Origin of the sequence: Burkholderia cepacia GG4 (genome assembly GCF_000292915.1) — a bacterium.
Classification (GTDB): domain Bacteria; phylum Pseudomonadota; class Gammaproteobacteria; order Burkholderiales; family Burkholderiaceae; genus Burkholderia; species Burkholderia cepacia_D.
The window spans coordinates 1290589-1305614 of record NC_018514.1 but is presented as its reverse complement, the minus strand read 5'-3'; the positions used below and the strand labels follow the sequence as shown (position 1 = coordinate 1305614).

The following is a 15026-nucleotide window of genomic DNA, read 5'->3' as shown; positions in this document are numbered from 1 at the left end:
CGTCTCCGTTGGCGTCAGGCTGCGCGGCGCGCCGCGTCGCGTGCCGCGACGGCGCTACGCACGCGCGGAATCAGTTCGCGGCCGAAGTCGATCGCGTCTTCGAGCGGATCGAAGCCGCGGATCAGGAACGTCGTCACGCCGAGGTCGTAGTAGTCGAGCAGCGCATCGGCGACCTGTTCGGGCGTGCCGACCAGCGCGGTCGAATTCGAGCGCGCCCCCGTGAGCGTTGCGATCTCGGTCCACAGCCGCTTGTCGACCCGCGCGCCGCGCTCGGCCGCGGCGAGCAGGCGCCGCGCGCCTTCGCTCTGCTGCGGGCCGCCGGTGCCGAGGCCGGCCGCTTCGCGCAGCCGGCGCGTGTCGTCGAGGATCCGGTGCGCGCGCGCCCACGCTTCGTCCTCGGTCGCCGCGAGGATCGGCCGGAACGATACCGAGAAGCGCACCTGCCGGCCGTGCTTCGCGGCTTCGGCACGCACGCGCGTCGTCAGGTCGCGCACCTGGTCGAGCGATTCGCCCCACAGCGCATAGACGTCCGCGTGCTTGCCGGCGACTTCCAGCGCCGCTTCCGAGGCGCCGCCGAAGTAGATCGGCACGTGCGGCCGCTGGAACGGCTTCACCTCCGAAAAGCCCTGCGTGAAGCGGTAGTGCGCGCCATCGTGATCGAACGGCTGCGCTTCGGTCCAGATGCGCCGCAGGATGCCGAGGTATTCGTCGGTGCGGGCATAGCGCGCATCGTGATCGAGGAAATCGCCGTCGCGCTGTTGTTCGCTGTCCGAGCCGCCGGAGATGAAGTGGACGGCAAGGCGGCCACGGCTGAACTGGTCGAGCGTCGCGATCTGCCGCGCGGCGAGCGTCGGCGCGGTGAAGCCCGGACGATGCGCGAGCATGAAATGGATGCGCTCGGTCGCGGCGGCGGCGAACGCGATCGTCAGCGTCGCCGACGCGCCGGTCGAGTGATGCGGCACGAGGATCCGGTCGAAACCGGCCGTTTCGTGTGCGCGGGCGAAGTCACGCACATAGTCGGGATCGACGACGGGGCCGACAGGCGGATGGATTTCCGACTGCTTCTGGCTCTGGATCATGCCGATGAATTCGACGCTCATCTGGGTCTCCGGTACAGGGGCGGCCCGGCGCGGCCAGAGACGGCCGGCGGGGACGGGAATGGAGCGCAGATTACCGCCGGGATCATGCGGAACGGAAATAATCAATCCCGATTTGAATATCAGATTTGCATGGTTTGGACCGCTATGCGTTGCGCATACGCTGTGCGCTTCCGATCGAATCGGGACGGCGCCGGCTGCGTGTCGTACGGGGCTTCGGCGCCGGGCAGAAACCGAAGCGGCATGCGGTCCGGCATTGGCGGCGACGCGAGCCCGCGAATCCGCAGCCGATCGTCGCCGGCTTCACGTGGCGCCGCGCCCGTCGCCGATCGATCGCCGTGTCGGCCTTACCCGATACTCGTTACCCAGTCATCCAGGAAATCCGCACCGATGTCCGCCAGCCTTGCTGCTTCCTCGCCGCTCCCGCCGCAGTCGTCGCTGCGCCACCTGCCTGCCGACGATGCACGCGTCGCCGCGCTGCTCGAGCGTCTCGCGCCCGAACTCGCCGCCGACGCGGCCCGCAACGACGTCGACGGCCGTTTCCCGCACGAGAACTTCGCACGGCTGCAGCGCGCGGGGCTGATCGCGCAGGTCGTGCCGCGCGAGCAGGGCGGCGCAGGGGCGACGCTCGCCCAGGCGAGCCGGATCGTGGCGTCGGTCGCGCGCGCCGATCCCGCGACCGCGCTGGTGCTGACGATGACGTATCTGCAGCATCGTGCGCTCGGCCGCGCGGACAATCGCTGGCCCGCGCGTGTGCGGCGTGCCGTGTTCGACAGCGCCGTTGCAGAAGGTGCGCTGATCAATGCGCTGCGCGTCGAGCCGGCGCTCGGTTCGCCGTCGCGCGGCGGCCTGCCCGAAACGATTGCGCGTCGCGACGGCGACGGTTGGCGGCTGTCCGGCCACAAGCTGTATAGCACCGGCATTCCGGCGTTGCGCTGGCTGGCCGTGTGGGCCCGCACCGACGAGCCCGAGCCGCGCGTCGGCGTGTTCCTCGTGCGGCGCGAGCGTGATACGGACGACGATGCGCGCATCCTCGTGATCGAAAGCTGGGATCACCTCGGCCTGCGCGCATCGGGCAGCCACGAGGTCGTGTTCGACGATGTGCCGCTGCCCGCCGATCATGCGGTGGACGTGCGCGCGCCCGATGCATGGGCCATGTCGGCCGCGAGTCATGCGGATGTCGACGCACAGGCCGACCAGCAGGCGTGGATGGTCGCGCTGCTCGGCAGTCTTTACGATGCGGTGGCGCGCGCGTCGCGCGACTGGCTGCTCGAGTTCGCGACGACGCGCGCGCCGAGCGGGCTCGGCGCGCCGCTCGCGACGCTGCCGCGCGTGCAGGAGGCCGTCGGCGAGATCGAAGGCTGGCTGCACGCGAACCGCGTGCTGCTCGACGAGCACATCGCGCGCACCGATGCGGGCGACGCGCCGACGGTGACGACGAGCGGCCTCGTCAAGCGAACCGTGACGGAGCACGCGATCCGTACCGTCGAGCACGCGCTGAAGCTGTCCGGCAATCACGGGCTGAGCCGCCGCAATCCGCTCGAACGCCACTATCGCGACGTGCTGTGCAGCCGCGTGCATACGCCGCAGGACGATGCGATCGCTGTCGCCGCCGGGCGAGCGGCGCTCGAGGCGGCGGCGCGCAGCGCGACCGCGCAGGCGGAGGCGCGCGATGCGCCCGGTTCCGGTCGAAACGATGCGTGAGCGGTGCGGGATGACGGTCGATACGAACGCGAGCGGGGCGACGCGTTGCCGGCGCCGCCGGTCGCACTCACGCGGCTTCGTCGTGCGCGGCAGCATCCGCAGGCAGCGCGAACGCGGTGCGCGCATGCGCGCCCACGGCTGCGAGCGGCGCCGCGAAGCGCGCCGCATCCTGCCGGTGCAGCAACCACAGATCGATCTGCGGCTTGAAATCGGCGAGCGGCACGATGTCGACCGCGTCGCGCAGCGGGCTGCCTTCGACGAGCGGCAGCGGCATCAGCCCGATGCCGAAGCCGTTCGCGACGCTCTGCAATTGCAGGTCGCGGCCGTAGGTGTCGAGCGTGACCGGCATCGGCAGCCCCTGCGCGTCGAGCGCGCGGCGCAGGCCCGCGCGAAAGCCGCAGCCGTCGGGATTGAGCACCCAGCCGCGCGCATGGCAGTCGGCGAGCCGGTAGCTGCGGCGCGGCCAGTCGCCCTTGCGGCCGACCGCGACGAGCCGGGTGGCCAGCAGCCGCTCGCCCTCGACCTGCGGCGGCAGCACCATCTCGCGGGCGAGAAACACGAGCGCCGCGTCGAGCTCGCGGCGCGCGACGCGCTCGACGAGCATGCCGCCCCAGGCGGTCGTGACCTGTGTGGTAAGCGCGGGCCATTGCGCGGCGAGCTGCGCGATCAGGCCGGGCAGCATCAACTCGCCGAGCCCCTGCGTGAGGCCGACGCGGAATTCGCCGGCGGGCGGCCGCTCGCCGGCCGTCAGCTCGCGCAGCGCGTCGACTTCGCGCAGGATCGCCCGGCATTGCTCGAACACCTGCAGGCCGATGTCGGTCGGGCGCGGCGGCTTGGTGTTGCGGTCGAGCAGTGTCACGCCGAGCGCTTCCTCGAGATTCTGCACGCGCCGCGTGATCGCGGGCTGCGTCATCCCGAGCTCGGCCGCGGCCTGGCTCAGGGTGTGGCAGCGGACGACCGCTGCAAAAGCGTCGATATCGCTAATTTTCATGTTTGTTCTGCATGGTCTTTCAGGTGCATCATGACGATTCATCATATTCGGCATCATATTCGAGGAGCCCGCCAATGAGTACGCTTTCGTTGCATCAGACGCCGCTGCGTCCGTTCGTCGACGGGCTGGACGCGCTGCTTGCGTCCGGCGCGAACGAGGCGCGCATCCTCGACGAGGGCGGCGCGCTGCTCGCGGCCCTCGTCGCGCACGACGACTGGCTGCCCGACGCGTTCGCGCAGCCGGATCCCGAGCGTTACCGCCAGTACCTGCTGCATCTCGATCCCGACGAGCGGTTCTCCGTCGTCAGCTTCGTGTGGGGGCCGGGCCAGACGACGCCGATCCACAACCACACGGTGTGGGGGCTGATCGGGATGCTGCGCGGAGGCGAGTTGTCGCAGCCGTACAGGTTCGATGCAACCGGCAAGCCGGTGCCGGCGGGCGACGCGGTAAGGCTGCAGCCGGGCGAGGTCGAGGCCGTGTCGCCGCGCATCGGCGACGTCCATCGCGTGACCAACGCCTTCGTCGACCAGGTATCGATCAGCATCCACGTGTACGGCGCGAACATCGGCAAGGTCGAGCGGGCGGTGTTCCTGGACGACGGCACCGTGAAGCCGTTCGTGTCCGGCTATTCGAATGCGTGACCGAATGCACGATGCCGCGTGCCGTTGGCACGGCCCGTTGCGGGCGCGCGCCGGCACGCCCAAGATTCATCCGTTTGCCGTTTGCTTTCTTCACCGACTTCAACAGAATCCGACAGAGACACCGTGACGCAATCCGCCGAATCCACTTTCCGTTTTCCCGTCGCGTCGTACCAGGACGTACGCGCGCGCCTGCTGGCCCGTGACGAGCTCGCGCTGATCGACGTGCGCGAGGAAGATCCGTATGCGCAGGGCCATCCGCTGTGGGCCGCCAACTTTCCGCTGTCGAAGCTCGAACTCGATGCGTGGACGCGAATTCCGCGCCGCGACACGCCGATCGTCGTGTTCGGTGAAGCCGGCGGCGAGGATCTCGCACCGCGCGCGGCCGCGAAGCTCGCGCAGCTCGGCTATAGCGACGTGCGGCTGCTCGACGGCGGCCTCGCGGGCTGGCTCGCCGCGGGCGGCGAACTGTTCATCGACGTGAACGTGCCGAGCAAGTCGTTCGGCGAATGGGTCGAGGCCGAGCGCCATACGCCGTCGCTGTCCGCGCAGGAGGTGCAGGCGCTGATCGACGCAAAGGCCGACGTCGTGATCGTCGACGCGCGCCGGTTCGACGAATACCAGACGATGAACATCCCGACGTCGACGAGCGTGCCGGGCGCGGAGCTCGTGCTGCGCGTGCGCGCGCTCGCGCCGAACCCGGCGACGCGGGTGGTGGTGAACTGCGCGGGCCGCACGCGCAGCATCATCGGCACGCAGTCGCTGATCAACGCCGGGCTGCCGAACCCGGTCGCCGCGCTGCGCAACGGCACGATCGGCTGGACGCTGGCCGGCCAGACACTCGAGCGTGGCGCGGCGCGACGCTTTCCGGACGACATCGACACCGCGCAGCGGGGCGCGGCCCGCCGTGCCGCGCGCGCGGTGGCCGAGCGCGCCGGCGTGCCGCGCATCGCGCTCGCGGACGTCGCCGCGCTCGACGAGCCGGGCCGCACGCTGTACCGCTTCGACGTGCGCACGCCGGAGGAATACGAGGCCGGCCATCTGCCGGGCTTCCTGAGCACGCCGGGCGGCCAGCTCGTGCAGGAGACCGACCATCACGCGGCCGTGCGCGGCGCGCGGATCGTGCTGGCCGACGACGACGGCGTGCGCGCGGACATGACCGCGTCCTGGCTCGCGCAGATGGGCTGGGACGTGCGCGTCGTCGAACCGGCCGGCCCGGAGGCGTTCACCGGGCGCGGCCAGCCGCCGCGCGACGTGCCGGCGACGCCGCAGGTGACCGACGTGTCGCCCGCGACGCTCGCGGGCTGGCTGAAGGAAGCGGCTGCGGGCGAGCTCGCAATCGTCGACGTGACGACCAGCGCGAACTATGTCAAGCGCCATATCCCGGGCGCATGGTTCGTCGTGCGCGCACAGTTGCGCGACGCGCTCGCCGCGATCCCGCCGGCCAAGCGCTATGTGTTCACGTGCGGATCGAGCCTGCTTGCGCGGTTCGCGGCGGACGACGCACGCGCGTTGCTGCCGGCTGACGCGGCGCTCGCGGTGCTGACGGGCGGCACGGCAGCGTGGATCGACGCCGGGCTGCCGCTCGAGCACGGCGAGACGCGCCTCGCCTCGCCGCGCGTCGACCGCTACCGGCGCCCGTATGAAGGCACCGACAACGCGGCCGCGGCGATGCAGGCGTATCTCGACTGGGAATACGGGCTGGTTGACCAGCTGAAGCGGGACGGCACGCACCACTTCCGCGTGATCTGACCGCGCTGACCACGACGATGCAACCGGTGCACGGCACGGCACGACGCGCGCCGCGCCCGGTTGCCGCTCGGTCAGCGCGTTCAGCGCATTTCAGCGCCTGAACGTATCGACGGCCGTGCGGCCGGCCGCCGGATCGTCGGTGAAGAAGCCGTCGATGCCCGCGCGCAGGTACGCCTGGATCTCGCGCACCGAGCCTGCGGTGTTGCGCGTGTCCGGCGTGCCGCCGTCCTTCAGCGACGCGGGCAGGAAGTTGTTCTCCGGGCGGAACGTGTACGGATGCACGACGAGGCCGGCCGTGCGCGCGGCGCGATCCGGCCGTCGCCGGCAGCCGGCGCGCCGGATGCACTAAACTTGCGGGACTTTTGCATCGCCGCGCCGGGCCGCCACCCGCCCGCGCACGACGATGCGGCGACTCGCGGGCCGGCGCGGGCGCCCGGCGTCCGTGGGCGTCCGGGGCCCGCGCCGGCCGATTTTTACCGACCCATGACTGCTCATACCGATTCCGCCTACCTGCTCGGCGACCTGCTGAAGAACGTTTCCCGCTCCTTCTACCTGACGCTGCGCGTGCTGCCCGACGGCATGCGCGATCCGGTCGGCCTGGCCTACCTGCTCGCGCGCGCGGCCGATACGATCGCCGACACGGCGCTGGTCGCGCCCGATCGCCGCGCGGCGCTGTTGACCGACTTGCGCGACGAGGTCGAGCGGCTCGGCGACGGCGCGGCGCTGTCGCGCTCGCTCGAGGACGTGACGCGGATGCAGACGGATTCGCACGAGCACGTGCTGCTCGGCTCGATGCAGCCGATGCTCGCGCTGCTGCGCGCGCAGCCGGACGCGGACCGCGCATCGATCCGCAAGGTCGTCGCGACGCTGACGTCGGGGATGGAATTCGATTTGCGCACGTTTCCCGACGAACAGTCGGGGCAGGTCGCGTCGCTGCCGAACCGGGACATGCTCGATCGCTACACGTATCTGGTCGCCGGCTGTGTCGGCGAATTCTGGACCGACATGACCGGCGCGCACACGAAGGCCGCGCGCGGCTGGGACTTGCCGGACATGCGCGAGAAGGGCATCCGCTTCGGCAAGGCGCTGCAGATGACCAACATCCTGCGCGACTGTGCGAAGGACCTGCGGATCGGCCGCTGCTACTTGCCGGACGACGTGCTGGCCGCGCACCGCGTCGGTGTCGCCGACCTGATGTCGCCCGATGCGTCGGCGCGTGCGCGCGGCGTGCTGTTCGACCTGCTGCGCGTGGCGCTCGATCAATATCGCGATGCGTGCCGATACACGCTGGCGATTCCGCGCCGCTTCGTGCGGCTGCGGCTCGCGTGCCTGTGGCCGATCATGATCGGCCTCGAAACGCTGGAACTGCTGGCCGGCCACGACGCCTGGCTCGATCCGGCCCGGCCGGCGAAGGTGCCGCGCAAGCGAATCTACCGGATCATGGCGTCGTCGCTCGCGCTCGTCGGTTCGAACGCGGCGATCCGTGCGCGGATGAACGCGCTCGTCGATGCGGTGAACGCGCGGATCGCGCAGCCTGCATCTCGTTGAATGTCGCCGGCGCGATGCGCCGGCATCTTCCCTCGGCCCGCGTTCGCCGGGCTGCTCCCGTCCGATTTCCCCCACACGAACTGAAACGTTTTCACGATTTCGTTTTCCGAAACGTGGGTGTCATGAATGTCAGCGATCCTGCGCGGCGGCGTGAATCGCGGCAGCCAGCTGCGGTCGCGCATTTGTAAGCGGGTTGTTGCCGAGGGCGTCTGACGACATGGGTCGGTCTCGATGCACCAGTAAAAATGTAAAGCTAGGGTTTTCACCGGGAAATGCCGGAGAGGCCCGTCGCGTAAGCGTTTTCAGGTGTTATGTAACCGTTTGGTGAACCCGTGCGTTGCGTCGATCATACGATGACCGACTGTGCGTATTGGGAAACGATTGGTAATCCGTCAGAATCGCACCGGCATGTACTCGCACATGTGCATAAAACCACACCAGAAAAGAAATCATTCTTTGAGGACGGAGAATCAATGAAAAAGCGCGTCGCTTTCGCCATGACGGCAGTGGGTCTCGCAGCCGCTACCGCAGCCCACGCCCAGAGCAGCGTGACCCTGTACGGTATCGTCGATAACGCTATCGCCTACCAGAACAACTCGTCGGCAACCGGCGCGACCACGGGTGGTCACTCGAAGGTGCAGATGGCTACCGGCATTTGGGCAGGCAGCCGCTTCGGCCTGAAGGGCAGCGAAGACCTCGGCGGCGGCACGAAGGCGATCTTCCAGTTGGAAGCCGGCTTCAACGCGAACAACGGCACGTCGCAATGGACGAACGGCATCTTCACGCGTCAGGCATGGGTCGGTATGACCAACCAGACGTACGGTACGCTGACGGCCGGCCGCCAGTACACCGCGTACTACACGCTGCTGTCGCCGTACAGCCCGACGACCTGGCTGACCGGTTACTACGGCGCGCACCCGGGTGATATCGACTCGCTGGATACCAGCTACCGCGCGAACAACTCGCTCGTCTACATGTCGCCGAAGTTCTACGGCGTCACGGTCGGCGGTTCGTACTCGTTCGGCGGTGTCGCAGGCAGCACGAACCGCGGCTCGACGTGGAGCGCGGCGATCCAGTACCTGAACGGCCCGGCAGGCATCGCGGTCGGCTACCAGAAGGTCAACAACGCGACGCTCGGCGGCGGTGTCTGGGGCGCGAACTCGACGGTCCAGAACGGCCTCGACGCCAGCGGCAACGGTGCGGAACCGGCCGTGTCGTCGATCAACAACGGCTACAAGTTCGCACAATCGCAGCAGCGCGTGGCTGTGACGGCTGGCTATCAATTCACGCCGGCATGGGATGTGTCGGTGTCGTACTCGAACGTCCAGTACGTCCCGGGCACGCTGTCGGGCTTCAAGAACACGGCAATCTTCAACACGGCAGGCGCCGTGCTGCACTGGAAGGCAGCGCCGCAGTGGGACTTCGCAGCAGGCTACTCGTACACGGCGGCAACGCAGTCGAACGGCATCTCCAGCTCGGCCAAGTACCACCAGGTCACGCTGTCGCAGTACTACAGCCTGTCGAAGCGCACGGGCCTGTACGCAGTTGAGGCTTACCAGCACGCGAGCGGCAACACGCTGACCCCGACGGGTGGCATCGTCGCAGCGACGACGTCGACCGGCGACGGCGTGGGCGCAGGTTCGAAGCAGAACCAGATCGCTGCCGGCGTCGGCATGATCCACCGCTTCTGATGTCGCGCGGCGCGCGAGCGCCGCTCACGGCATGCGGTATGAAAGAACCGGCCTTCGGGCCGGTTTTTTTCATGGCGGGCGCGCTGCATGCGTCTTTCCGGTTTCGGCACCGGTCAAGCCTGTCTTTCGCGTGCCGGCGCGGCCGTCCCGGTCACCGGGGCGAATCGTCCGACCAGGTCCCCGCCAGCGCCTGGAACAGCGCTGCCGTATCGGCAAGCCGGTCGGCCTGCGCGCGCGCGCGGTCGAGCGCGGTCTGCAGTGCTTGCCGCTGCGCGTCGAGCAGCGCGAACGTGCTGATTCCGCCTGCCGCGTAACGATCGCCGGCAATCGCGTCGGCTGCGGCCGCTTCCCGTGCGGCCGTGTCTCGCGCCTCCAGCGCCGTCGCATCGTGTTCGACCGCGCGCATCGCGTCGGCGACCTGCTGAAGCGCCAGCAGCACGGTTTCCCGATAGCTTGCGAACGCGGCGTCGTACGCAGCTTCGGCCGCGCGTTTCTTCGCGCGCAGCTCGCCGCCATGAAAGAGCGGCTGCGTCAGGCCGAGGCCCACGTTCCACACATTCAGCCCGCTCACGATATCCGCGATGCGCGTGCGTTCCGAACCGATCCCCGCCGAAATCGAAAAACGCGGATACAGGTTCGCGGTCGCCACGCCGACGTTCGCGCTCGCCTGGTGCAGCACGGCCTCTGCCGCGCGGATATCGGGGCGTTCGCGTGCGAGCGTGGACGGCAGCGCGACCGGCACCGTGCGCGGCAGCGCGAGCGCGTCGAGCGTGAGGTCGGGCAGCACGGCGTCGGACGGCGGCGCGCCCAGCAGGATCGCGAGCCGATGGCCGGCCTGCGCGAAGCGAGCTGCGAGCGGCGGCAGCGACGCCTGCGTCTGCGCGAGCAGCGTGCGCTGCGCATGCACGTCGGCCCGCGATACGCCACCCGCCGCGAAACGCGCTTCGACGATGCGCAACTGCTGCGCCTGCGCGTCGACGAGCTGCTGCGTGAGCGCGACCTGCTGCGCGAGCGACGCGCGCAGGATCGCGGTCGCGACGACGTTGCCGGCGAGCGTCAGGCGCGCGGCGTCGAGCGTGTATGCCTGATAGTCGACCTGGGCGCGCAGCGCCTCGAGCGCGCGCCGGTTGCCGCCGAACACGTCGAGCGCGTACGACACGTTCACCGACGCGTCATACAGCGTGAACGGCCCGGGCTTCGGCAGGTTGGCGGGCAGCCCGAACGTGGCGATGTCGACCTTCTCGCGGGTGGCGGACAGGTTCGCGTCGACACGCGGCAGCATCGTCGCGCCGGCTTCGGCCGCATGGTTCTGTCGCGCTTCGTCGAGCCGCGCGCGGGCCTCGGCGAGCGTCGGGCTGTTGCGCCATGCGGTGTCGACCAGCCGGTCCAGCGGTTCGGAGCCGAACTGCGTCCACCAGCGTTGCAGCGTGTGCGCGGCCGTTGCGAAGGTCTGCGCGTCGCCGGCCGGGCGGCCGGCGGCCACCGTCGTCGCGGGTGCCTCATCGCGCGTGTAGTGCTGCGTGGCCGGCGCGTCCGGCGTGCGGAAGTCCGGCCCGACCGCGCATCCGGCGAGGAGCGCAGCGGCGGCCAGCGCGCTGGCGCGGGCAGCGCGGGAGGTGCGGGAGGTGCGACACAGGGCCGGTTTCATCGCAGGGCCCCTAGTCGAGCGTGCGCCGGTAGAAGCGCAGCGCGACGCCCATCACGACGACGGTGAACAGCGCGACGGGCCATACGGACGGCCACAGGTCGGCCCAGCCGTTGCCTTTCAGCAGGATGCCGCGCACGAGGCGGTTGAAGTAGGTGAGCGGCAGCAGGTTGCCGATGAACTGCGCCCACTTTGGCATCCCGGCGAACGGGAACATGAAGCCCGACAGCAGGATGTTCGGCAGGAAGTAGAACACCGCGAGCTGCATCGCCTGCAACTGGTTCTGCGCGAGCGACGACAGCGTGATGCCGACCGTCAGGTTCGCGGCGATGAACAGCAGCGCGGACAGGTAGATCGCGAACACGCCGCCGACGAACGGTACCTGGAACACGTAGCGCGCAGCGACGAGAATGATCGACACCTGGATCAGCCCGATGAACACGTACGGGACGATCTTGCCCGTCATCACCTCGAGCGGCCGCACGGGTGTCGCGAGCAGGTTCTCCATCGTGCCGCGCTCGCGTTCGCGGGTGATCGCGAGGCCCGTCATCATCACCATCGTCATCGTCAGGATCACGCCCATCAGGCCTGGCACGACGTTGTACTGGGTGATGCCTTCGGGGTTGTACAGGCGGTGCAGCACGACGTCGAACGCGGCCGGGCGGCCGTTCAGGTGCGCCAGCGGCCCCGTCAGGTCCTTGTCGGCGACCGGCTGCACGAGGCCCGGCAGCGCGCCGATCGCCGACGCGGTCGCGACGGGATCGGTCGCGTCCGCCTCCACGAGCAGTGACGGACGCTCGCCGCGCAGCAGCCGCTTCGAGAAATCGGCCGGCACGCTCAGCACGAACTGGACGTCGCCGCGGGCGAGCGCATGCCGGCCGGCCGCTTCGTCGGGCAGCGTCTCGACGATGTCGAAGTACGCGGAATTGCGCATGGCGGCGATGAAGCTGCGTGCGAACGGGCTCGAATCGGCGACGATCACCGCGGTCGGCAGGTGCTTCGGATCGGTGTTGATCGCGAAGCCGAACAGCGCGAGCTGGATGATCGGCACGCCGACGATCATCGCGAACGTCACGCGATCGCGGCGCAGCTGCAGGAATTCCTTCAGCACGATGCTCCACCAGCGTGCGACCGAGAACGCGCCGCGCAGGTTCGCCCTCGTACTCATGACGTCGCTCCGCCGGCGGGGCCGGGTGCGCGGCCCATCATGTAGATGAACACGTCCTCGAGCCCCGTGTCGATCGGCGTGACCTGCAGCGATGCGTGGCCGCAGACCTGCGCGAGCGTCGCGTCGAGCAGCGCGCGATCGCGGCCGCTCACGTGCAGCACCGAGCCGAACACGACCGTCTGGTCGATGCCCGGCAGCGTGCGCAAGCGCGCGGACAGTTCCGCCAGGTGTTCGCCGGCGACTGCGCGGGTCGACAGGTGCTGCGACGCGACGATCTCCGCCGAGGTGCCCTGCGCGAGCAGTTCGCCGTACGCGATGTACGCGAGCTTGTGGCAGCGCTCGGCTTCGTCCATGTAGTGCGTGCTGACGAGTACCGAGATCCCTTGCGCGGCCAGCCGGTGCAGTTCTTCCCAGAAGTCGCGGCGCGCGGCCGGATCGACGCCGGCGGTCGGTTCGTCGAGCAGCAGCAGTTCCGGCTCGTGCAGCATGCAGGCGGCGAGCGCGAGGCGCTGCTTCCAGCCGCCGGACAGCGCGCCCGTGAGCTGGTCCGCCCGGCTCGCCAGGCCGAGCCCGTCGAGCGCGCGCGCGACGGCCGCGCGGCGATCGGGCATGCCGTACACGCGCGCGACGAAATCGAGGTTCTCGCGGATCGACAGATCGTCCCAGTACGAGAAGCGCTGCGTCATGTAGCCGACCCGCCGCTTGATCTGCGCGCTGTCGCGCACGATGTCGTAGCCGAGGCAGGTGCCGCTGCCCGAGTCGGGCGTGAGCAGGCCGCACATCATCCGGATCGACGTGGTCTTGCCGCTGCCGTTCGGCCCGAGAAAGCCGAAGATCTCGCCGCGCGCGACGCGCAGCGAGACGTCCTTCACGACGTGCTTGTCGCCGAAGCGCTTGTTCAGGCGGTCGACGTCGATCGCGTACGGAGCCGGCGGCACGTTCATCGCAGCCTCACGGCGACGGGCTGGCCCGGGTGCAGCTTCGGCGCGTCGGCGAGCGCGGGGCGCGCCTCGACCATGAACACGAGCTTGGTCCGGCTCTCGTTGCTGTAGATCACGGGCGGCGTGTACTCGGCCTCGCGCGATACGTAGGTGATGCGCGCGGGCACGTCGGCCGCGCAGCCGTCGCAGTGGATCGCGATCGCTCGCCCCGGGGCGAGCGACGCAATGGCGGCCTCCGGCACGAAGAAGCGCACCTTCAGGTTCTGCGTCGGCAGCATCTGCACGACCGGATTGCCGGCCTGCACCCATTCGCCGACGCGGTATAGCGTGTCGTACACGCGCCCGGCGGCAGGCGCGGCGACGCGCTTTTGATCGAGCTTCCATTCGGCAGCGGCTAGCGCCGCCTGCGCGGCATCGACCTGCGCGGCCTGCGCGGCGACCTGTTGCCCGCGGCCCGGCAAACGCGCGACCTCGACCTGGTGCTGCAACTCGCGCATCTGGGCGGCGGTGGTTTGCCCGGACGTACGCGAATCGTCGAGCTGCTGCTTCGACAGGCCGCCGGCCGCGTACTGGCGTTCGTCGCGCGCGAGTTGCGCGGCGGCCCGCGCGGCCTGTGCGGTGGCCTGCGCGAGTTGCGCCTGCGTGACCGCGACTTCCGGCGGGCGCTTGCCGGTCTGCAGGTCGGCAAGCTGCGCGCGTGCGGCCGCGAGCTGATGTTGCGCCTGCTCCAGCGCGGCCGTTTCGCTGACCGCCTCGAGCGCGAACACCGGCGTACCGGCCGCGACGGCCTGGCCGCGTTCGACCGACAGTTGCGTCAGCGTGCCCGCCTGCGACGACGACAGGTACACGAATTCGCCTTCGACATAGCCCTGGTAGGTCGCGCCTTCGTGCGCCGGCCGTCCGCAGCCGGCGAGCAGCGCGACGGCGACGCTGGCGGCCAGCGCCAGCGCCAGCGGAAGCGCGCGGGTCGCGCTCACGACGGCCTCCGTGGCGAGCGTGCGCGCGCATCCGGCGCGGCGGCGGGCGGCTGCATGCCGGAGTCGAGCAGCGCGCGGACGTGGCGATGCAGCACGTCGCGATCGATCGGCGGCAGGCCGCGCGCGCTTTGCCACAGCTTCGCGGTCGCGAGCGGCAGCATCACGAGCGCGATGATCGAATGGAACAGGAACGCGGGTTCGAGCGCGGGATTCAGCGTGCCGGCCTGCTGTGCGGCGCGGATGCGCTCGGCAAAGCGCCCGACATGCTCGAGCGGAATGCGCCGGACCATCCGCTCGCGGAGCAGGCCACCCTCGTGGACGATCTCGCGCAGCCAGATCGACGGCAGCCAGGGCATGCGATGCGTGACGTCGAAGAAGCGGTCGACGAGTTCGGCGACGAGCGCGAACGGATCGCTTTCGATCTGCGGAGCGGTCGGCCGCCACACGAACGCGATGACCTGCGCGAGCCGCTCCTCGACGATCGCGTCGAGCAGCTGCTCGCGATTCGTGAAGTAGTAGTGGACCATCGCCGACGTGACGCCGGCCGCCGTGGCGATCTGCGCGACCGTCGTCGCGGCGATGCCGCGCTCGGCGAACAACTGGATCGCGACGTCGAGCATGTGGTCGCGCAGGTCGAAATCCTCCACCGACGGGCGGCGCCCGCGCGGCCTGGCGACGGTGGATTTCGCGTTCATGGAAACGACGCTAATTGATGAGTTAGTTAATTTCAAGGAAGGGTTTTCGCGCGCGTTGATCGCGATCAGGCGCGCGTCGAATGGCGGTGCGGACGAACGGGGCGGCGGCGCCGCGAAGGGCCGGGTTCCGGCGGTGGCGTGTAGGGAGCGGCTAATGAGGAAACCGCGGAGGGGAACCG

General features: G+C 69.7%; 12 protein-coding genes and 1 pseudogene. 5 read left to right on the top strand and 8 right to left on the bottom strand.

The features are described from left to right. Positions 1 to 14 precede the first annotated feature (14 nt). A complete protein-coding gene (locus GEM_RS21595) occupies positions 15 to 1100 on the bottom strand; it encodes an LLM class flavin-dependent oxidoreductase (protein ID WP_014899521.1) in 1086 nt (361 codons plus the stop codon). 387 nt (positions 1101 to 1487) lie between these two features. Between GEM_RS21595 and GEM_RS21590 the strand changes: the two genes are divergently transcribed. Beyond that, complete coding sequence (locus tag GEM_RS21590; RefSeq protein WP_014899520.1) at positions 1488 to 2801, top strand: acyl-CoA dehydrogenase family protein; 1314 nt, start codon at positions 1488 to 1490, stop codon at positions 2799 to 2801. A 67-nt stretch (positions 2802 to 2868) separates the two neighbouring features. Here GEM_RS21590 and GEM_RS21585 read toward each other — a convergent pair whose 3' ends face one another. Beyond that, on the bottom strand, positions 2869 to 3792 hold the full coding sequence (locus GEM_RS21585; RefSeq protein ID WP_014899519.1) for a LysR family transcriptional regulator: 924 nt from the start codon (positions 3790 to 3792) through the stop codon (positions 2869 to 2871). A gap of 74 nt (positions 3793 to 3866) precedes the next feature. Here GEM_RS21585 and GEM_RS21580 point away from each other — a divergent pair, with 74 nt between their 5' ends. Then, positions 3867 to 4433: a cysteine dioxygenase gene (locus tag GEM_RS21580; protein WP_014899518.1), complete on the top strand. Its 567-nt coding sequence runs from the start codon at positions 3867 to 3869 to the stop codon at positions 4431 to 4433. 123 nt (positions 4434 to 4556) lie between these two features. Then, the gene (locus tag GEM_RS21575; RefSeq protein ID WP_014899517.1) at positions 4557 to 6182 is read left to right on the top strand and encodes a rhodanese-related sulfurtransferase; all 1626 of its coding nucleotides are present in this window, start codon (positions 4557 to 4559) and stop codon (positions 6180 to 6182) included. Positions 6183 to 6272: 90 nt separating this feature from the next. On the opposite strand, the pseudogene GEM_RS21570 reads toward GEM_RS21575, so the two are convergent. Next, a pseudogene (locus tag GEM_RS21570) lies at positions 6273 to 6491 on the bottom strand (glycerophosphodiester phosphodiesterase family protein); the annotation flags it as partial. A gap of 174 nt (positions 6492 to 6665) precedes the next feature. Here GEM_RS21570 and GEM_RS21565 point away from each other — a divergent pair. Together GEM_RS21565 and GEM_RS21560 are read left to right on the top strand one after the other, a co-directional pair. Continuing rightward, on the top strand, positions 6666 to 7730 hold the full coding sequence (locus GEM_RS21565; RefSeq protein ID WP_014899515.1) for a phytoene/squalene synthase family protein: 1065 nt from the start codon (positions 6666 to 6668) through the stop codon (positions 7728 to 7730). 473 nt (positions 7731 to 8203) lie between these two features. Further along, positions 8204 to 9421, top strand: coding sequence for a porin (locus GEM_RS21560; RefSeq protein ID WP_014899513.1), 1218 nt, complete (start codon positions 8204 to 8206; stop codon positions 9419 to 9421). Positions 9422 to 9572: 151 nt separating this feature from the next. Here the strand turns inward: GEM_RS21560 and GEM_RS21555 are convergent, their stop codons facing one another. Genes GEM_RS21555 through GEM_RS21535 form a run of 5 tightly spaced genes read right to left on the bottom strand, consistent with a single transcriptional unit; the run spans position 9573 to position 14847 of the window. Continuing rightward, positions 9573 to 11069: an efflux transporter outer membrane subunit gene (locus tag GEM_RS21555; RefSeq protein WP_014899512.1), complete on the bottom strand. Its 1497-nt coding sequence runs from the start codon at positions 11067 to 11069 to the stop codon at positions 9573 to 9575. Positions 11070 to 11079: 10 nt separating this feature from the next. After that, positions 11080 to 12234, bottom strand: a complete 1155-nt coding sequence (locus tag GEM_RS21550; RefSeq protein WP_014899511.1) for an ABC transporter permease — start codon at positions 12232 to 12234, stop codon at positions 11080 to 11082. Continuing rightward, entirely contained in the window at positions 12231 to 13178 is a 948-nt protein-coding gene (locus GEM_RS21545; RefSeq protein WP_014899510.1) for an ABC transporter ATP-binding protein, read from the bottom strand. The genes GEM_RS21550 and GEM_RS21545 overlap by 4 nt, the downstream gene beginning before the upstream one ends. Continuing rightward, positions 13175 to 14152, bottom strand: coding sequence for an HlyD family secretion protein (locus tag GEM_RS21540; RefSeq protein WP_014899509.1), 978 nt, complete (start codon positions 14150 to 14152; stop codon positions 13175 to 13177). The genes GEM_RS21545 and GEM_RS21540 overlap by 4 nt, the downstream gene beginning before the upstream one ends. After that, a complete protein-coding gene (locus GEM_RS21535; RefSeq protein WP_014899508.1) occupies positions 14149 to 14847 on the bottom strand; it encodes a TetR/AcrR family transcriptional regulator in 699 nt (232 codons plus the stop codon). The genes GEM_RS21540 and GEM_RS21535 overlap by 4 nt, the downstream gene beginning before the upstream one ends. Between the last annotated feature and the right edge of the window lie 179 nt (positions 14848 to 15026).